This is a genomic window from Amycolatopsis acidicola (assembly GCF_007713735.2).
Lineage (GTDB): Bacteria > Actinomycetota > Actinomycetes > Mycobacteriales > Pseudonocardiaceae > Amycolatopsis_E > Amycolatopsis_E acidicola.
In genome coordinates this window covers 1-17,787 of record NZ_VMNW02000009.1, presented here as the reverse complement: position 1 = coordinate 17,787, position 17,787 = coordinate 1, and the positions used below count along the sequence as shown (strand labels likewise).

Sequence of the window (17,787 nt, the reverse complement as noted above, 5' to 3'; positions counted from 1 at the left end):
GCGACACCCTGTCTCACCGTCGAGCGGAGGTTTGTTCGTCATGTCCGAAGTCCAGCGTGCTCCATCCCTCGTGGGCCGTCATCTCGATCGCGCACGGGTCGGCCGGTCCCATCTCAAGCAGCTCGCCCTGCTCGGGGGCGGCGGTTTCTTCGACGCCTTCGACATCTACCTGTCGGGCTCGGTCCTCGCGGCCATGCTCGCCGCGAAGTTCTCCACGGTCGGCGAAAACGCGACGTTCCTGTCCGCGACGTCGTTCGGCCTGCTGATCGGCACGCTGCTCGCCGGGTATCTCGGCGACCGGTTCGGACGGCGCTCGACCTACCTGTACGCGCTGGCGTTGTACAGCGCGGCGACGCTGCTGACCAGCATCGCGCCGGATCACGGGCTGATCGTGGTGCTGCGTGTCGCCACCGGGCTCGGGCTCGGCGCGGTGCTGATCACCGGGTACGGGACGTGGAACGAGTTCGTGCCCAACGCGCGGCGCGCGTCGTGGGCGGGCGTGCTCGCGATGGTCGTGAACCTGGCGCTGCCCGCGTCGGCGATCGCGGGCCTGCTGGTGATCCCGTCGTTCGGGTGGCGCGCGATGTTCCTCGTGTGCGGGGTGCCGGCGGTGCTGATCTGGGTGCTGCAGCTGAAGTTCCTCGACGAATCCCCCCGCTGGCTCGAATCGCGTGGCCGGTACGAGGAGGCCTACCGGATCGCGCGGCGCTACAACCCGGACATGCCCGAGCAGCCGGAGCTCCCGGCCGGTCCTCGCGCGAGGGCCGAGCGGCCGGACTTCCGCGCGTTGTTCCGCAAGCCACTGGGGCGGATCACGGCGGCCTGCGTGCTGATCGCGGTGTGCAACCAGATCGCGTTCTACACGTTCCAGTCGTGGGTGCCGACCTACCTCGTCGGGCAGGGGCTCACGGTGGAGAAAAGCCTGGGGATCACGGTGTTCATGCAGCTGGGCGCGATCCCGGGGTGTCTCGTCGGCGGGCTCGTCGGCGACCGGCTGGGGCGGAAATGGGTCAACGCGGCGCTGTTCGTGCTGATGGGCGGCGTCGGCATCTGGTACGGCTATTCGTCGTCGACCGCCGGGCTCATCGTGTCCGGGATCGTCTGGGTGTTCCTGGCGAGTTTCGCGATCTCGGTGCAGATCGCGAGCTACATCCCGGAACTGTTCCCGACCGAACTGCGCATGCAGGGCTCCGCGCTCGCGAACGCGTGCGCGCGGGGCAGTGTGATCGTGACCCCGTTCCTGGTCAGCTCGCTCTATGAAAACGTGGGGGTGCAAGGGGTTTTCCTGGGTGTGCTGGGTGTCTGCCTCGTCGGGGCGATCGTCGTGATCGTGCTGGCCCCGGAGACGCGCCGGCGCAGCCTGGAGGACATCGCGCAGGGAACCACGGGCCGCGCGCCTGCCGAGGAGTTGGAGCGGAGGGCCTGAGGCTCAGGCCCGCCGCGATGGGCGTGTTTGCCCCTCCCGTACGTGTGTTGGCCCCTCCCGTCGGCGTGTTGGCTGCGCGGGTGGGTGTGTTGGCTCGCCGCGGTGGTGTGTTGGCGCCCCGCCGCCGGGATCCGGTTCCGGGCTCCGGTTGCGGGCGGACACTCGCGTGCGGGAGTGGCCAATTCGTGCACGGGAGTGGCCAATTCATGCACGTGGGCGGCCAACATGCGTGCGGGAGTGGCCAATTCGTGCGCGCGAGTGGCCAACATGCGGGCGGGAGGGTGGCGACGGCCGCGCTGGTCCGCTGGGCCCGGCCGCTCGGCCGGGCCCACGCGCTGTGGATGACGCCAGTCAGCCGTCGATCTTGGCGGAGGCCTCGTCCAGCGCGTCGGTTTCGTCGACGCTGAGCACCAGCGTCGCGGACGCCAGCAGGGCCGGGAGCTGCTCGAGCGTGCGGGCGCTCGCGATGGGCCCGACCACGCCGAGGCGGCTGCGCAGCCAGGCGAGCGCCACAGTGGACATTTCGACGCCGTGGTTGCCCGCGACCTCCTCCAGCACGTCGAGCACCGCGAGCGCCGGCTCGGAGAAGTACTGGGTGGCCAGGCGCTGCCGGATCTCCTCGCCGAAGTCCTCCTTGCGGCGGTATTTGCCGGTCAGGAAGCCGCTGGCGAGCGCGAAGTACGGCACCACGGCGAGCCCCGCGTCGGCGGCGACGGGCGCGAGTTCCCGTTCGTACGGCTGGCGGTTCACGAGGTTGTAGTGCGGCTGCAGCACGGTCGGCGGCTCGAAGCCTTCGCGCCGCGCGATGTCGAGCCATTCCGTGAGCCGCTCGGCGGTGTAGTTCGACGCCGCCACCGCCCGGATCTTGCCTGCCTTGTGCAGGTCGGCGAACGCGGCGGCGGTCTCGGCGAGCGGGGTGTCGGGGTCGTCGTTGTGGGCGTAGTACACGTCGATGTAGTCGGTGCCCAGCCGCTTCAGCGACGCATCCGCCGCGGCGGCGATGGTGCCGGCGCTCAGGCCCTTGAACTCGGGGTGGTTGCTGACCTTGGTGCCGATCACGACGCTGTCGCGGTTCTTGCGCGCCGCCAGCCACGAGCCGATCACCGTCTCCGACTCGCCGCCGGAATTGCCCGGAGCGAAGTATGAATAACTGTCCGCGGTATCGATGAAGTTCCCGCCCCCGGCGGCGAACGCGTCCAGGATCCGGTGCGACGACGCCTCGTCACTGGTCCAGCCGAACGTGTTCCCGCCGAGTACCAGCGGAAACACGTCGATGCCGGTACGGCCGAGCTGTGTCATCGGGGATCCTCTCGTTGCCACCGAAGTCGGACCCCACGAATATCACAGCCGCCTCGCCGGTCACGCGGGTGCGCCGTTCTTCACCACTTCGCGAGCCAGCGGGACCCCAGGCCGGTAGGCGAGATGGATGTAGGAAGGCGCATCGAGCCGCACGAAATCCGCGCGACGGCCGGGGGCGAGCGCGCCGACGTCCGTGCGCCGGAGCGCGGCGGCGCCCCCGGCGGTGGCGGCCCACAACGCTTCCGCCGGCGTGAAGCGCATGTCCCGCACCGCGAGCGCGATGCAGAAGGACATACTCGACGTGTACGAGCTGCCCGGATTGCAGTCGGTGGCGAGAGCGACGGTCACGCCCGCTTCGATGAGCCGCCGGGCGTCCGGCCATCGCGCGCGGGTGGAGAACTCCGCGCCGGGCAACAAAGTCGCCACCGTGGAGCTGCCCGCCAGCGCCTCGATATCGTCGTCGGTGGCGTACGTGCAGTGGTCCACCGAGGCCGCCCCGAGTTGGACCGCGAGCCGGATGCCGTCGCCGGGGCCGAGCTGCCCGGCGTGCATCCGCGGGACCAGCCCGGCTTCCTTGCCCGCGGTGAGGATCGCGCGGGCCTCGTCCACGTCGAAAGCGCCCTTGTCGCAGAAGACATCCACCCATTTCGCCCACGGCGCGCAGGCCCGCAGCATCTCGCCGCTGACGAGATCCACATAGCTCTCCCGGTCTTCGCGGAACTCCGGCGGGACGACGTGCGCGCCGAGGAAGGTGGTTTCGTCAGTGAAGGCGGACGCGACCTCCAGCGAGCGCGCTTCGTCCGCGACGTTCAACCCGTACCCGGACTTGCATTCGAACGTGGTGATCCCGCCCCGCCGCAGCTCTTCGGCGAGCCGCGCCACGTTCGCAGTCAGCGTGGGCGTGTCGGCGGCGCGGGTGGCGGCCACCGTGGTCGCGATACCGCCCGCGGCGTAGGGCTGTCCGCTCATCCGCGCGGCGAACTCGTGCGAGCGGTCGCCCGCGAACACGAGGTGCGCGTGGCTGTCCACGAACCCGGGAATGACGGCGGCGTTGTCGCAGCTGACCCGGGTGTCGGCCGCCGGAGCCTTCTCGCGCGGCCCCACCCAGGCGACGTCCGTGCCCTCCACGACGAGCGCGGCGTCGGTGAGCACGCCGAGAGGAGTGCCGTCGCCCTGTTCCGGGTCGTTCGTGACGAGCTCGCCGATGTCGGTGTACAAGACGCTCATCGGGTCTGGCCTCCCTGATCGAGTAGCTCGCCGATCGCCGCGCCGAGTGCCCTGGCCGGGGCGGGGACGGTCAGGTGGACGCGGTCGGCGACGACGCGCCTGCCGTCGACGACCACCTCCGTCACGTCCGCCGCGCTCGCGGCGAAGACGGCGTTTTCGAGGGTGGGCCCGCCGCCCGCGGTGCGGAGCGAACCCAGGTCCACGGCGACCAGATCGGCGCGCATCCCGGGCCGCAGATGCCCGGCGTCGTCCCAGCCGAGCGCGAAGTGACCGTCCGAAGTGGACGACTTGAGCAGGCGCGCGGCGCTGATGTTCCCTCGCGTGCGCCGGTCGAGGCGTTCGTTCAGCTCGACCGCCCGCGCCTCCTCGAACAGGTCGATCACCGCGTGGCTGTCCGAGCCGAGGCTGAACAGGCTGCTGCCCGCCAGCAGCGCGGCCGCGGGCCCGATACCGTCGCCGAGGTCGCGTTCGGTGGTGGGGCAGAAACAGACCCCGGTGGCCGTTCCGTCCAAATCGGACAGATCCTGGTCGGTGAGATGGGTGGCGTGCACGGCCGTCGTGCGCGGCCCGAGCGCCCCGGCGTCGCGCAGGACCGCTGTGGGAGTGCGGCCGTGGACGGCGAGGCACTGGTCGATTTCCGCGGTCTGCTCGGAGGAATGGACGTGCAGGGGCGCGCGGTGCGCGTCCGCCCATTCGACCACGGCGGGCATGTGCTCGACCGGCACGGCGCGGACCGAATGCAGGGCGGCACCCACGCGCACGGTCGGCGAAGCACACTGCTGGTGCAACGCCTCCACGCGCTCGGCCCACTTTTCGCCGCTGCCGTCGCCGAAACGCTGCTGCGGGCCTTCGGCGAGCGGCGTCCCGTCTACACCGGCGCTGAGGTAACAGGTGTCCAGCAGGGTCAACCGGATCCCGGCGTCCGCGGCGGCCCGCACGAGGGCGTGCCCCATCGCATTCGGTTCCGCGTAAGGGATCCCGCCGCGATCGTGATGCAGATAGTGGAACTCGCCCACGGCGGTGATCCCGGCCAGCGCCATTTCCGCGTACACCGCGCGGGCCAGCGCGAGATAACGGTCCGGGTCGAGGCGATCGGCCGCCCGGTACATCAGCTCCCGCCACGTCCAGAACGAACCGCGGTCGCGCTGGGTGCGCGAACGCAGCGCCCGGTGGAACGCGTGCGAGTGCGCGTTCGCCATCCCCGGCAGCACAAGGCCGGGCAGGCGCCGCGCGTCGGCCGGGGGAGTGCGATCGCTCTCGACGGCGGTGATGCGGCCGTCGGCGACGGAGATCAGCACGCCGTCGCCGACGGTGTCCTCGCCGAGCCAGGCGTGTTCGCACCACCAACGCGTGGCGGTCACGCCGTGGTCCAATCCGCCATGACGTCGGCCAGTGCCTGCGCCCCCTGCACGCAGTCGCCGGGCTCGGCGTACTCCTCCGGCGAATGCGAGATTCCGGTGGGGTTGCGGACGAACAACATCGCGGTCGGCACGCGCGCGGACAGGATTCCGGCGTCGTGCCCGGCCTGCGTCGGCAGGACGGGAAGATCGCCGAGGTGCTGCAGCGTGCGCAGCAGCCGGGCACGCGGCCCCGGCGGGAACTGCACGATCGGGGTGACGGACTCGGTCTCGACCTCCAGGGCGAGCCCGCCTTCCGCGGCGTGTTTCTCCGCTTCGGCACGGATTTTCCCGACCAGGCGCGACAACGTGGGTTCGTCGGCCGCGCGGGCGTCGAGCCAGGCCCGGACCCGGGACGGGATCGCGTTGGTGCCGTTGGGGGACGCCAGCACCTTCCCGAACGTGGCGACCGCGTCGTGCTCGACCGCGCAGGCGCGGGCCGTCTGCACCGCGGAGGCGAAGGCGAGCATCGGGTCGCGCCGGTCGGCCATGCGGGTGGTGCCCGCATGGTTGGCCTGCCCGTCGAAGGTGAACTCCCAGCGGCCGTGCGGCCAGATCGCCGACGCCACGGCGAGGGGCCTGTCGACGAGATCGAGCGCGCGGCCCTGCTCGACGTGCAGCTCCACGTACACGCCCACGCGATCGGTCAGCGTCTCGTCCACGCCGAGATGCCGGGGATCACGCCCGGCGCTGGTCATCGCTTCGGCGAGCGTGATCCCGTCGATGTCCCGCAGTGAGCGCGCGCGGTCGGCGTCCAGCGCGCCGGTCGACAGCTGCGAGCCCACGCACGCGACACCGAAACGGGCTCCCTCTTCATCCGAGAACGCGACGACAGCCACCGGCACGGCCGGTTCGACCCCGCGCTGCCGGACAAGATCGACGGCCGCGAACCCGGACACCACACCCAGCGGGCCGTCGAAAGCGCCGCCGTCGGGCACGGAGTCCAAATGCGACCCGGTGACGAACGCGTCGTGGGGTTCGCCGGTCCAGCCCTCGGGCAGCCACCACGCCCAGAGGTTCCCGTTCCGATCCTCCTCCGCGGTCATGCCGCGTTCGGCCGCGCAGCCGCCGAACCACTCGCGCAACGTCAGATCCGCGTCGGACCAGGCATAACGGCGGTAGCCGCGGGTGTTCCGGTCCTGCCCGACGTCGAGAATGCCCGACCAGAGCGAGTCGAAGGTGGTCACCGGTTCTCCCGCATCGGGATGCGCACGCCCCGTTCACCCGCCACCTCGGCGGCGTGTTCGTAGCCGGCGTCGACGTGCCGGATCACGCCCATCCCGGGGTCGTTGGTGAGCACGCGTTCGATCTTGCGCGCGGCGAGTTCGGTGCCATCGGCGACGGTCACCTGCCCGGCGTGGATCGAGCGGCCCATCCCGACGCCGCCGCCGTGGTGAATCGACACCCACGAGGCGCCCGAGGACGTGTTGACGAGCGCGTTGAGCAAGGGCCAGTCGGCGACCGCGTCGGTGCCGTCGCGCATCGCTTCCGTTTCGCGGTAAGGGGAAGCGACCGAACCGGAGTCGAGGTGGTCGCGGCCGATCACGATCGGCGCGGACAGCTCGCCGGAGGCGACCATCTCGTTGAACTTCAGCCCGGCGCGGTGGCGTTCGCCGTAGCCGAGCCAGCAGATCCGCGCGGGCAGGCCCTGGAACGCGACCTTCTCCCCGGCCAGCGTGATCCAGCGCTTGAGATGGTCGTTGTCCGGGAAGAGCTCGAGGATCGCCTTGTCGGTGGCCGCGATGTCCTTCGGGTCGCCGGACAGCGCCACCCACCGGAAGGGGCCGAGGCCCTCTTCGAACTGCGGGCGGATGTAGGCGGGGACGAAGCCGGGGAAAGCAAAGGCGCGGTCGTATCCGGCGCGGCGCGCTTCGTCGCGGATCGAGTTGCCGTAGTCGAACACCTCGGCGCCGCGGTCGAGGAACCCGACCATAGCCTCGACGTGTTTCGCCATCGACTGCCGCGCTTGTTCGGTGAACCCGGCCGGATCCCGGCTCGCCGCCGCTCGCATGTCGGCGTGCGCGACGCCGATCGGCAGGTAGGACAAGGGATCGTGCGCGGAGGTCTGGTCGGTGACCACGTCGATCGGCGCCTCCCGGGTAAGCAGCTCGGGGAAGATTTCGGCCGCGTTGCCCCGTAAACCGATCGACAGCGGACGTCGCGCGTCGCGCGCCTCGACGGCCAGTTCGAGCGCCTCGTCGAGGGTTCCGGCCTGGGTGTCGAGGTAGCGGTGCTCGATGCGGCGGTCGATGCGGGTGACGTCGCAGTCGACGCATAAAGCGACGCCGTCGTTCATCGTCACGGCCAGCGGCTGCGCGCCGCCCATGCCGCCGAGCCCGGCGGTGAGCGTGATCGTCCCGGCGAGCGTGCCGCCGAAGCGTTTCCTTGCCACGGCACCGAAAGTCTCGAAGGTGCCCTGCAGGATCCCCTGCGTTCCGATGTAGATCCACGAGCCCGCGGTCATCTGGCCGTACATCATCAGGCCCCGCGCTTCCAGCTCGCGGAAGTGCTCCCAGTTCGCCCAGTCGCCGACCAGGTTGGAGTTCGCGATCAGCACGCGCGGCGCCCAGGTGCTGGTGCGGAAGATCCCGACCGGCTTGCCCGACTGGACCAGCAGCGTCTCGTCGTCCTCCAGGTCCCGCAACGAGCGAACGATGGCGTCGAAGGCTTCCCAGCCGCGCGCGGCCCGGCCGGTCCCGCCGTAGACCACGAGCGCGTCGGGGTGTTCGGCGACCTCCGGGTCGAGGTTGTTCATCAGCATCCGCAGCGCGGCTTCCTGCTGCCAGCCCTTGCACGAGAGCTCGGTGCCCCGTGCCGCGCGAACGGGCCGGGCACCCGAGGTGGTGGCCATGATCTCGCGATCCTCCGTCCGGGGAACGAAAAGCGGTCGTCCACCAGCACACGTCATGCCGCGCCGTTGCACCACCGCGCGGCCGGGACTAATGTCTCGGATCCGAGACCACCCGGTGAGGATGGGTTATGAGCAGTACTTCTCCGGCCGTGGGCCGCGCGCTCGACGTCCTGCTCTATCTCGCGGCGCGGCCGGGCCCGGTGGCGGGCGCGGCGCTGGCGCGCGATCTCGGGGTCCCGCGGTCGTCGATGTACCACCTGCTGGATGTGCTGGTGGACCGCGGTTTCGTGCTGCATCTGGCCGACCGCAACGCCTACGCGCTGGGCATCGCCGCGTTCGAGATCGGCTCGGCGTATCTGCGCCACGAGTCCATCGAGCGCCTGGCCCGGCCGATTCTGAAGAAGCTCGTCGCCACGGCGCAGGAGACCGCGCACGTCGGGATCCTGCACGGCGCGGAAACCCTGTACCTGCTCAAGGAACAGCCGCAGCTCGCCCGCACGCCCGTCACGCTGGTCACCGATGTCGGCGTGCGCCTGCCCGCCCACCTGACGGCGAACGGCCGCTCGATCCTCGCGCACCTGCCCGCCGCGCAGGTGCGCGCGCTGTACCCGAACGCGGGCGCCTTCGTCGACCGCACCGGCCGCGGCCCCTCGTCGCTGCCCGCGTTGCGGCGGATCCTCAACGCCGAACGGCGCGCCGGCTGGGCCAGGGAGGACGGCATGATCACCGACGGGCTGCAGTCGGTGGCGGCGTGCGCGTTCGACCACAACGGCCAGCCCACCGCCGCGTTCAGCGTGACCCGCCGCATCGACCGGCCACGGACCCCGCTCGAAGTCCTGGCGCGCGCCGCGCGCTCGGCGGCGCAGCAGCTCACCTGGGCGCTGTCCGGGCAGGCCCCCGAGGGATGGTTCACCGGAGACGGGCGGGGCACGGCCCCGAAGTGATCCACGCGTGGCGCAGCTACGAGGCCTATCCGATCTTCATCGGCGTGCCCCCCGTTCGGGCTCAGCGCGATCGCCGAAGCCGCGGCCTGTGCGGCGAACCCGTTCTGCTGCACACCTTCGACCACCTCGTGACCGCGGGCGCCGAACCGGAGCCCGACGTCTTCCACGTCGGCCTCACCGACGGCTACACCACGCATGAGTCGCACCTGAGCCGCGTGGACCTGCGCGGCTGGGCGCCGGGCGGGGCCGAGCCCGAGATCGACACCGTGCTCACCTTCGACGACCGGGTGCGCGCCCTGAACGGCGCCTGCCCGAATCGCGCCCGGCGTCCTGCTGATCGCCGACTGCTCCGGCGGCTTCATCTGGCGGGTGGACCTGCCCGCCGAGGGCACGCCGTCAGCCCGGATCTGGTTGGCGCACAAGAGCATGGAGCACGATCCGCTCAGCGACATGAAGCCGCCGCAGCCGGGCGTCAACGGCATCCGGTACGCCGCGAGGACCCACCACCTCTACTACACGTCGACAGCGCAGAAGCTGTTCATGCGCGTGCCCTTCGACCCGGAAACCCACGACCCCGCGGGCGAGCCGGAGCGCGTCGGCGGCGGCACGATGGCGGACGACTTCTGCCTCGACGAGGACGCCGGCGTGGCCTACGTGACCACGCATCGCGAGAACACGATCGACCGTGTGCCCCTGGATCCCGCCTCGCCGGAGCCCGCCCGCACGCTGCTCGGCGATCCACTGGACCTCCGGCTGCTGGGGCCGTCGAGCATGGCGTGGGGCCGTCGCCCCGGCGAGCACGGGCGGATCGCGTTCGTCACGACCGGCGGTGGCACGACCGCTCCGCCCCCGGACGGGAAAGTGCGCACTGCCAAGGTTCTCAGGCTCGACCTCGGCTAAGTCTCTTCCCAAGGGCGCAAGGGTTCGGGATTCGGCGGGATGTCGGCGTAGGCGCGGGCCCGGTCGACGGCCGCGCCGATCGCGTCGGCGGCGCGCGTGTAGCCGCCCGCCGCGAGTACTTCGTCGAGCCCCGTAACGAGGTTGCCGAGGACACCCGGCCCGTTCAGCAGGACGGCGCTCGCCACCTCCACGGCCCGTGCCCCGCTCAGCAGGAAGCGCGCGATGTCGGCAGCGGACCGGGCGCCGTTCGTGCCGATCAACGGGGTTTCCCGGTCGGCGGCGAAGGTTTTCGACACCCAGTACAGGCTGACCGGGAGCATGCCGGGCCCGCCGACCGCGCCCCACGAACCGAGCACGGGTTCGCTCGTCAGCGGGTCCGGCCAGAAGCCGTTGAACCGCCCGATCATCGCGACGACGTCCGCGCCGGCGTCGCGGGCCGCGGCGGCCAGCGCCTGTGGACTGTCGGCCTGCGCGGGGAGCTTGACGATGAGCGGCACGTCCACGGCGTCGCGGACGGTGCGTGTGTACTGCGCGACCATCTCCGGCCCGGTGATCTGCTTGACCGCGCGTGCTTCCCGGCCGTGCGGGGCACCGACGTTGAGTTCGATCGCCGGCACCACCTCCGCCATCTCCCTGGCGATCTCCGCGGCCGGTTCCGGGTCGGCGACCGTGATGCTGCCGAACACGTGCGCGCCCAGCCCGCGCGCGTGGTTGTTCGCGCGCTTCAGCATTTCCAGCCAGCCGTCGCGGGAAGCCAAACCCGAGCGGCACAGCAGTGTTTCGCCGCCGGTGCGCTGCTGCCATTCGACGGGATCGCCGTCGTCGCCCAGCAATGCGTAGTCGGCGATGTACAACTGCCTCGCGGCGGCGGGGGATTCGTTGACCGACTTCGCGACCACCGCCCCAGCGCCCGCGTCGAGGCAGGCGCGGATGCCGTCCTCGGTCATGGTTGCCTCCGAGGACGCGGCCATGACCGGGTTCTTCAGCCGCAGCGGGCCGAGCGTGGTGGACAGGTCGGTCATCGGGCGTTCCCCTTCAAATGGTCGGTGCGGCGGCCGATCACGAACACGCAGACCGCGCTGAGCACGCCGGTCGCCGCGAGGTAGCCGGCGACGGGCATCGCGTGCCCGTCCTTGCCGGCGAGCGCGACCGCGATGAGCGGCGCGAACCCGCCGCCGACGATCCCGGCCAGCTGGTAGCAGAGGGAGATCCCGGTGAACCGGACCTCGGCCGGGAACATCGCCGCCGCGAAGGCGGGCAGCGGGCCGTACACCAATGAGCGGCCGATGTTGTAGAGGATCATGCCCAGCCACAGCAGCGCGACCGTGCCTGTGCCCGCGAGGGCGAACAACGGGATCGACAGGGCCGCGCTGAGCAGGGTGCCCGCGAGGAGGACGGGCTGGCGCCCGGCGCGGTCGGCGAGCATCGCGGCCAGCGGCAGCGCCACGATCTGCACCACGGCCACCAGCATCGTGCCCACCAGCAGATCGCCCGAGGCGAACCCGAGGTGCTTCGTGCCGTAGCTGGTGAGGAACGTGGTGGACAGGTAGAACCCGGTCAGCGTCACCACCATCGCCCCCGTGCCGAGCAGCACCGCCACCCAGTGGTCGCGCAGCACGACGCCCAGCGGCAGCTTCGTCTTTTCCTTGTGCGCCACCGGGGTCTCCTCGATCCGCGACCGCACGAACTGGCCGATCCCGATCAGCACCACCGACAGCAGGAACGGGATCCGCCAGCCCCACGAGTGCACCGCGGCCGAGGGCAGCGTCTCCACGAGCGCGAACACCCCGGCCGCGACGAGCAGGCCGAGCGGGGAACCGACCTGCGCGAACGAACCGTAGAACGCCCGGCGCCGCGCGGGTGCCCGCTCCACGCCCAGCAGCACCGCGCCGCCCCATTCGCCGCCGACCGCGATGCCCTGCAGGAAACGCAGCACCACCAAGAGGATCGGCGCGGCGACGCCGATCGACTCGTACGTCGGCAACAGGCCGATCGCGAACGTCGAGAACCCCATCATCAGCAGCGTGGCCATCAGCACGAGCTTGCGCCCGGCGCGGTCACCGAGGTGTCCGAAAAGGACACCGCCGAGCGGCCGCGCCAGGAACCCGATGGCGAAGGTGGCGAATGCCGAAAGCGTCTGCGCCGTGGAGTTCAGCTTCGGGAAGAAAAGGTCGCCCAGCGCGAGCGCGGCCGCGGTGCCGTAGATGTAGAAGTCGTACCACTCGACCATCGTGCCGACGAGTGAGGCGACGGCGACCCGGCGAAGCTGCCGCTGGTCCGTCGTGGTGGACATGGCCTGCTCCGTCGTCTGTTCGCTCACGCCCGGACCTCCGCCACGACCGACCGCGCCGCGGTCGCGAGCATCGAAGTGTCGTTGGAGACCACGACGAACCCGCAGCCCTGGGCGATCGCGCCGGCCGCGGGCGCCGCCGCGCCGAACGCCAGCCCGCAGGGCTTTCCGGCGGCGGTGGCCTGCGCGATCGTCCGTGTGATCAGCTCCGCGACGGCAGGGTCGGCGGGCGTCGTGCCCATCGACATCGACAGGTCCGCCGCGCCGACGAACACCGCGTCCACTCCGGGCAGCGCCAGGATGTCCGTCGCCGCAGCGAGGGCTTTCTCGCTCTCCAGCTGAGGAATGCACAGGACGGGCTGCCCGGTGTACTCGGCGTTGGCGCGCAGGCCCCAGCGCCCGGCGCGGCTCGTGCCCCCGGCGCCGCGGTCCCCGTCCGGCGGGAACCGGGTCGCCCTGGCCACCGCAACGGCCTGCTCGACACTGTCCACTTTGGGCACCAGCACCCCGGCCGCGCCCGCGTCCAGGATCTTCTGGATGGTCGACGGGGTGTGGTCGGGCACGCGGACGAGCGGGGTCATGCCCAGCGCGGCGGCGCTGTTCACCAGCCGGTAGGCGGTTTCCAGCGTCAGCGGCGCGTGTTCGAGGTCGACCACCACGAAGTCGAACCCCGCGTGGGCGGCGATCTCGACCGGTTCGGGCGCGGCCATCTTGAGCCAGGTGCCGACCGGGACGCCGGCGTTCGCGAACATCGTCATGGCTGGGGGAACTCCTCGGCGTTGAGGACCCAGCCCTGCGCGGAGAAATCCGCGCGGGGCGGGGAAAAGATGTCGATGAGCTGGTTGTGGCCCGGCGCGGCGGCGGCCGAGGTGTGCACCGTGGGCGGCGGGATCACCGTGACCGACGGGCTGCCGACGCGCACGTGGTCGTCCTCGCGCCAGGTGCGCGAATCCGTGGTCCACGGGGTGCGGATGTGGTGCACGAACTCGCCGGCCACGGCCAGCGAAACCTGTTCGAAGTCGTCGTGGTGGTGCGGCGAGAACTTCGCCGGATCGCGCGGGCCTTCGTGCGGGGGCAGGAAGTTCACCATGAACGCGCGCGTGCGGAAGATCCGGCCGAACCGCTTCGGATCCCGTGGCACGTCGGCGAGGGGATAGACGCGGAGTTTGTCGCCACCGGCCGGCGCCGGCCACGGCGTGAGCGGCGTGACGCGCGGGTGCGGTTCGGCGTAGGAGCCGGCGTTGCGGGCGCGGGCGGCCCAGCCGGGCTCGTCGGTCCGCACGAGCTGCACGAGATCACCGTCGCCGAGCGAGACGATTTCGCTCGTGCCGGGCGGGATCACCATCAGGCCCTGCCCGTGCAGGGTCACCTTTTCTTCTCCCGCAAGCACTTCCGCCGCGGATGAGTCGTGCACGAGCAGCAGCACGTGTTCGAACGTGAACTCGCCCGCGTCGAGCGACTGGCCGGGCCCGGGCGAGGTGTAGGCGAGCAGCACGTTCTGCGCCCGCGTGTACCAGGTGCCGCGGCCGAGCCCGGCGAAGTCGTGGTATTCGGGCGCGGCGATGCCGGAATCGGTGCTGTCCGTGGCGAGCGCCGCGCGGGGATCGTCCTTTGTGTACACCCCGCCCCCTCAGTCCAGTCCCAGCAGGTACGCCGGGTTGTCGCAGGTCATCCGGCGCAGCTCCTTCTCCGGGAGACCGAGGTCCAGCAGCGCGCCGCAGACGCGCAGGTACGCGTCCACCGGCTTCGGGTTGCTCGCCTGCCCGAGGTCGGAGGCGATCACGGTGTGCTCGGGACCGACCTGCCCGATCCAGTCCAGCAGCAGCCGCGGATCCCAGTGCATGTGGCCCTCGGGGTCGTACATGCCGACCTCGTGCTCGATGAACGCGCCCAGCTCGACGAACTCGCGGCATTTCGCCGGGTCCGCGCCGATCACGAAGTTGGGGTGGTTGACGATCAGCCGGCGGATGCCCTTCGCGCCCGCGGCCTCGAAGAGCTGCCGGATGCTGTCCGGATACATGTGGCCGCCGGAAAGCAGGGCGCCGGTTTCGGCGACCACGTCGAGGATCTCGTCCACCTCGGGCTTCAGCTCGCCCGCCTCGTCCTGGATGTCGATGCGCTCGCAGGTCAGCGGGACGGTCTCGGTGGGGAACCCGTCGCCATCGTGATGGCATTCGATGTGCCGGCCCGAGGACATGGTCGGGAACCAGACGACCTTGCCGCCCATCCGCAGTGACATGCGCACCGCGTGCGGGTTCAGCCCGCCGACGAAGCTGTTGAGCGCGATCCCGCCGTAGACCTGGATGTCCAGCTCACGCAGCCGCGGCGCCATCGCGAGCACGTCCATGACCGTGTTGTGGTGGTGCGATTTCACGACCATCGCGCGCATGCCGATCCGCTCCTGCGCGTCGATGGCGGCTTCGACGTGGTCGAACCGGCGGGGGAACGGGCTGGGCCCGGAGTGACAGTGCAGGTCGACACTGCCGTGGAGGACCTTCGCGACCGGGTCGGACGTCTTTGTCATGCTCAACTCCTTCTCGTTGTTCGCGATACAGATTGCTACTTCGCTATGCGAACGTCAAGTGCTCGTTGATCCGAGTGGCGAGCGAATGTAGAGTCGGCACGTTCGCGATGCAGACAGCGTGATGCGCTATGTGGACATCAACGAGGATTCCAGGAGCAACCATGACCGAACTCGGCACGGACCGTCCCGCGGTGGCCACCGGCTTCCCGCCGGAGGCCAGAGCGGCGATCCGGGGCGGGGTACTGGCCTATTTCGTCGACCAGTACGACATCTACCTGCCCATCGTGGCGCTCGCCCCGGCCAGCGCCTACTTCCAGTCGACGGGGATCAGCGCCGGCGCGGCCGCGCTGCTCAACGCCTTCGTCTTCGCCTCCACGCTCATCGCCCGCCCGCTGGGCGCCGCCGTCTTCGGGCACTTCGCCGACACGCGAGGCCGCCGCAAGAGCACGCTCGTCGCGGTGGCCGGGTTCGGCGTCACCACCGCGCTCATCGCCGTGCTGCCGGGCTACGAGACCATCGGCATCGCGTCGGCGGGGTTGCTGATCGCGCTGCGGTTCATCGACGGGATCTTCCTCGGCGGCGAGTACACGACCGCCGTCCCGCTGGCGATGGAATGGAGCCCGAAACGCAAGCGGGGCCTGGTCTCGGGCAGCATCACGTGCACGTCGCCGGGTGCCTACGCGGTGGTCGCGGCCATCACGCTCATCCTGCTCTCGGTGATGCCGTCGGCCGGGGTCGACTCCGCGTACGCGCAGTGGGGCTGGCGGATCCCGTTCCTCGTCGGGGCGCTGCTGGCGGTGGTGCTTTTCCGTTCGTACCAAAAGGAAGTCGAGGAGTCGCGCACCGAGCGCACCCGGTCCGGGTCACCGCTCGCGATGCTGTTCAAGGGCGAGCACCGCAGGACGATGGCGCAGGTGTTCGTGCTGATGACCGGCACCTGGCTGGCGACCAACGCCGGGATCGCCGTGCTGCCGGGCCTGCTCAAGTCACACGCCGGGCTGTCCGGGCAGGCCGTGTCGGTGACCATGATGATCGCGACCGCCGTGACCGCGGTGACGTACCCGTTGTCGGGGCTGCTTTCCCAGCGGATCGGGCGGCGGCGCTTCTTCATCGGCTACGGGGTGTCCGTCATCGTGATCGGCGGGCCGTCCTTCGCGCTGGCGATGTCGCTCCACAGTGGACCGGCGATGGTCGTCGCGTGCACGCTGGTGGTGGTGTTCACGATCGGGACGTTCGGGCCCATCGCGGCCTACCTCACCGAACGGTTCCCGGCGAGCATCCGCGCGAGCGGGTACGGCGTCGGCTACAGCCTGGCGCTGATCATCCCGGCGTTCTACGCGCTGTACCTGGACGGGATTTCGACGGTACTGCCCGGGCATCTCGCGCCGATCGTGCTGATCGTGCTCGCCGGGCTGCTCATCAGCGCCGGCGCGGCGGCGGGGCCGGAGACCAAGGAGACGGACATGGGCCGCGATACGGTGAGGCGAAGCAACGGGTGATGAGGGAGAGACCAGTGACGCGTGAGATCGACGGCGCGGTGTCCTCCGGGGACATCCAGGCCGTCAGCCGGGTGGGGCAGATCCTGGGCCTGTTCTCGGGGGAGAACCCGACCACGACGGTGGCCGAGGCGGCCGAACGGCTCGGGCTCAACCGCAGCACCACGCACCGGTACTTCACTTCGCTGGTCACGGCCGGCCTGCTCGAACGCACGCGGGAGCCGTCGCGGTTCGAGCCCGGCGGCCTGCTGCTGCAACTCGGAGCGGCCGCGCTCGGCAGGCGCCGCGTGCTCGACGTCGCGCCGCCGTTCCTGCGGCGGGTGTGCCAGTCCACGCACCTGACGACGGTGATCAGCCTGTGGGGCTCGTCCGGGCCGGTGGTGTCGCGGTCGGAGGAGGACACCACGCGCTCGGTGCTGGTGACGGTGCGGGTCGGCACGCAGCTGGGGCTGCGCTCGGCGCAGGCGAAGCTGTTCCTGGCGTTCCTGCCCGACCAGCTCGGTGCGGACAGGCTGCTGGCGACGTTGCCGGAGAACGAGCGGGAGGAGCTGACCGCGCAGCTCGCGGAGGTGCGCCGGACCGGGGTGGCCAGCGACCACCTCGTCGACTCCGGCATCACCGCCGTGGCGACGGGTGTGTTCGACGAGTACGGCATCTGCGCCACCATCGCGGTCGTCGGCACCGTCCGCACCCTCCCCGTCGATGGCGGCGCGTTCCGGCACGACCTGGTCACCGCGGCGGCGGAGATCTCGCAGCGCATGGGCGGCGTGGTGCCGGTGGTGGCGGAGGAAAGCGCTGTCGTCTGAGGGGCGTTTCGGTTGGGGCTACCGGGATTCGCGTCGCGCGGGTCCGGTCACCATGCGCGTTCCCAGCGGCCGGGCGAGATCGACCATGTGGTGGGCGATCAGGGAAGGCGAGACGAACCGAGGCCCGCTGTCGGGGATGAGCTCGGCGAGAAACGTCACTGAGACGGCCTCGTCGGTTTCCTCGATCGCGGCGCCGTGGAGCGTGCCTATTCGCTGAGCGCTGTGGTCCACCACGAAGACCAGGCTGAGATCATCGTCGGTGCGGGCCACGAGTGATCCGGCGACAGGGGAGAGGCCGGGGATTCGTCCGCAGATGCGGGACAGGCGGGGCTGATCGCGAACCGAATCGGCGCGCACGATTCTGAGGGCTTGCGGTACAGCGTTCATCTTGCCTCGGCGGGTGTGGTGGGTTGCGTTGCGGGAGCTGCTTGCGTTGCGGGAGCAACGGACGCGCGTAGCGCGCGCTGGGTGCACCCCACCACCGCCCCGATCTGTGAGTGTTCGCGGTTCCGGGGGTTCGTCAAGGCGGGAAAGAGTACCTTGACCAACCCCCGGAACCGCAAGGGACGGCTGGGGACCGGGGCGGTGGAGGGGTGTGGTCGGTGGGGTGGTCCCCGGCTTTTGCTG

The 17,787-nt window shown here is 70.8% G+C and carries 16 protein-coding genes; 5 read left to right on the top strand and 11 right to left on the bottom strand.

The features are described 5' to 3' along the window. Positions 1–40: 40 nt before the first annotated feature. Entirely contained in the window at positions 41–1,426 is a 1,386-nt protein-coding gene (locus FPZ12_RS08695; protein ID WP_144748348.1) for an MFS transporter, read from the top strand. A 351-nt stretch (positions 1,427–1,777) separates the two neighbouring features. Here the strand turns inward: FPZ12_RS08695 and FPZ12_RS08690 are convergent, their stop codons facing one another. Genes FPZ12_RS08690 through hutU form a run of 5 tightly spaced genes read right to left on the bottom strand, consistent with a single transcriptional unit; the run spans position 1,778 to position 8,200 of the window. Beyond that, positions 1,778–2,725, bottom strand: coding sequence for an aldo/keto reductase (locus FPZ12_RS08690; RefSeq protein ID WP_144748349.1), 948 nt, complete (start codon positions 2,723–2,725; stop codon positions 1,778–1,780). A gap of 60 nt (positions 2,726–2,785) precedes the next feature. Then, positions 2,786–3,952, bottom strand: coding sequence for an imidazolonepropionase (gene hutI / locus FPZ12_RS08685; protein WP_144748350.1), 1,167 nt, complete (start codon positions 3,950–3,952; stop codon positions 2,786–2,788). Next, positions 3,949–5,313, bottom strand: a complete 1,365-nt coding sequence (locus tag FPZ12_RS08680) for a formimidoylglutamate deiminase (protein WP_144748351.1) — start codon at positions 5,311–5,313, stop codon at positions 3,949–3,951. Before FPZ12_RS08680 ends, hutI begins: the two co-directional genes overlap by 4 nt. Further along, the gene (locus tag FPZ12_RS08675) at positions 5,310–6,536 is read right to left on the bottom strand and encodes an allantoate amidohydrolase (RefSeq protein ID WP_144748352.1); all 1,227 of its coding nucleotides are present in this window, start codon (positions 6,534–6,536) and stop codon (positions 5,310–5,312) included. The genes FPZ12_RS08680 and FPZ12_RS08675 overlap by 4 nt, the downstream gene beginning before the upstream one ends. Further along, positions 6,533–8,200, bottom strand: a complete 1,668-nt coding sequence (gene hutU, locus FPZ12_RS08670) for a urocanate hydratase (protein ID WP_144748353.1) — start codon at positions 8,198–8,200, stop codon at positions 6,533–6,535. The genes FPZ12_RS08675 and hutU overlap by 4 nt, the downstream gene beginning before the upstream one ends. Before the next feature lie 128 nt (positions 8,201–8,328). Between hutU and FPZ12_RS08665 the strand changes: the two genes are divergently transcribed. After that, a complete protein-coding gene (locus tag FPZ12_RS08665) occupies positions 8,329–9,144 on the top strand; it encodes an IclR family transcriptional regulator (protein ID WP_144748354.1) in 816 nt (271 codons plus the stop codon). A 369-nt stretch (positions 9,145–9,513) separates the two neighbouring features. Next, on the top strand, positions 9,514–10,044 hold the full coding sequence (locus FPZ12_RS08660; protein WP_208025802.1) for an SMP-30/gluconolactonase/LRE family protein: 531 nt from the start codon (positions 9,514–9,516) through the stop codon (positions 10,042–10,044). On the opposite strand, the gene FPZ12_RS08655 is transcribed toward FPZ12_RS08660, so the two are convergent. Genes FPZ12_RS08655 through FPZ12_RS08635 form a run of 5 tightly spaced genes read right to left on the bottom strand, consistent with a single transcriptional unit; the run spans position 10,041 to position 14,858 of the window. Beyond that, a complete protein-coding gene (locus FPZ12_RS08655; RefSeq protein WP_144748355.1) occupies positions 10,041–11,066 on the bottom strand; it encodes a dihydroorotate dehydrogenase in 1,026 nt (341 codons plus the stop codon). The two genes, FPZ12_RS08660 and FPZ12_RS08655, sit on opposite strands and share 4 nt — an antisense overlap. Further along, positions 11,063–12,364: an MFS transporter gene (locus FPZ12_RS08650; protein ID WP_144748356.1), complete on the bottom strand. Its 1,302-nt coding sequence runs from the start codon at positions 12,362–12,364 to the stop codon at positions 11,063–11,065. The genes FPZ12_RS08655 and FPZ12_RS08650 overlap by 4 nt, the downstream gene beginning before the upstream one ends. Then, the gene (locus tag FPZ12_RS08645; RefSeq protein ID WP_144748357.1) at positions 12,361–13,092 is read right to left on the bottom strand and encodes an HpcH/HpaI aldolase family protein; all 732 of its coding nucleotides are present in this window, start codon (positions 13,090–13,092) and stop codon (positions 12,361–12,363) included. The genes FPZ12_RS08650 and FPZ12_RS08645 overlap by 4 nt, the downstream gene beginning before the upstream one ends. Beyond that, a complete protein-coding gene (locus tag FPZ12_RS08640) occupies positions 13,089–13,955 on the bottom strand; it encodes a cupin domain-containing protein (protein WP_144748358.1) in 867 nt (288 codons plus the stop codon). Before FPZ12_RS08640 ends, FPZ12_RS08645 begins: the two co-directional genes overlap by 4 nt. A 9-nt stretch (positions 13,956–13,964) precedes the next feature. After that, a complete protein-coding gene (locus FPZ12_RS08635; RefSeq protein WP_144748359.1) occupies positions 13,965–14,858 on the bottom strand; it encodes a DUF6282 family protein in 894 nt (297 codons plus the stop codon). 161 nt (positions 14,859–15,019) lie between these two features. Here FPZ12_RS08635 and FPZ12_RS08630 point away from each other — a divergent pair, with 161 nt between their 5' ends. Together FPZ12_RS08630 and FPZ12_RS08625 are read left to right on the top strand one after the other, a co-directional pair. Beyond that, positions 15,020–16,357 carry an MFS transporter gene (locus FPZ12_RS08630; RefSeq protein WP_144748360.1) on the top strand — a complete coding sequence of 446 codons (1,338 nt, stop codon included), beginning with the start codon at positions 15,020–15,022 and terminating at the stop codon, positions 16,355–16,357. 14 nt (positions 16,358–16,371) lie between these two features. Then, positions 16,372–17,160: an IclR family transcriptional regulator gene (locus tag FPZ12_RS08625; RefSeq protein WP_243769742.1), complete on the top strand. Its 789-nt coding sequence runs from the start codon at positions 16,372–16,374 to the stop codon at positions 17,158–17,160. Positions 17,161–17,178: 18 nt separating this feature from the next. On the opposite strand, the gene FPZ12_RS08620 is transcribed toward FPZ12_RS08625, so the two are convergent. Beyond that, complete coding sequence (locus FPZ12_RS08620; protein ID WP_144748362.1) at positions 17,179–17,430, bottom strand: hypothetical protein; 252 nt, start codon at positions 17,428–17,430, stop codon at positions 17,179–17,181. Positions 17,431–17,787: the final 357 nt, after the last annotated feature.

Coding starts and splice junctions, on each gene's coding strand:
- FPZ12_RS08665 (WP_144748354.1), top strand. CDS start 8,329: ATGAGCAGTACTTCTCCGGCCGTGGGCCGCGCGCTCGACGTCCTGCTC.
- FPZ12_RS08690 (WP_144748349.1), bottom strand. CDS start 2,725: ATGACACAGCTCGGCCGTACCGGCATCGACGTGTTTCCGCTGGTACTC.
- FPZ12_RS08630 (WP_144748360.1), top strand. CDS start 15,020: ATGACCGAACTCGGCACGGACCGTCCCGCGGTGGCCACCGGCTTCCCG.
- FPZ12_RS08645 (WP_144748357.1), bottom strand. CDS start 13,092: ATGACGATGTTCGCGAACGCCGGCGTCCCGGTCGGCACCTGGCTCAAG.
- FPZ12_RS08695 (WP_144748348.1), top strand. CDS start 41: ATGTCCGAAGTCCAGCGTGCTCCATCCCTCGTGGGCCGTCATCTCGAT.
- FPZ12_RS08635 (WP_144748359.1), bottom strand. CDS start 14,858: ATGACAAAGACGTCCGACCCGGTCGCGAAGGTCCTCCACGGCAGTGTC.
- hutU (WP_144748353.1), bottom strand. CDS start 8,200: ATGGCCACCACCTCGGGTGCCCGGCCCGTTCGCGCGGCACGGGGCACC.
- FPZ12_RS08655 (WP_144748355.1), bottom strand. CDS start 11,066: ATGACCGACCTGTCCACCACGCTCGGCCCGCTGCGGCTGAAGAACCCG.
- hutI (WP_144748350.1), bottom strand. CDS start 3,952: ATGAGCGTCTTGTACACCGACATCGGCGAGCTCGTCACGAACGACCCG.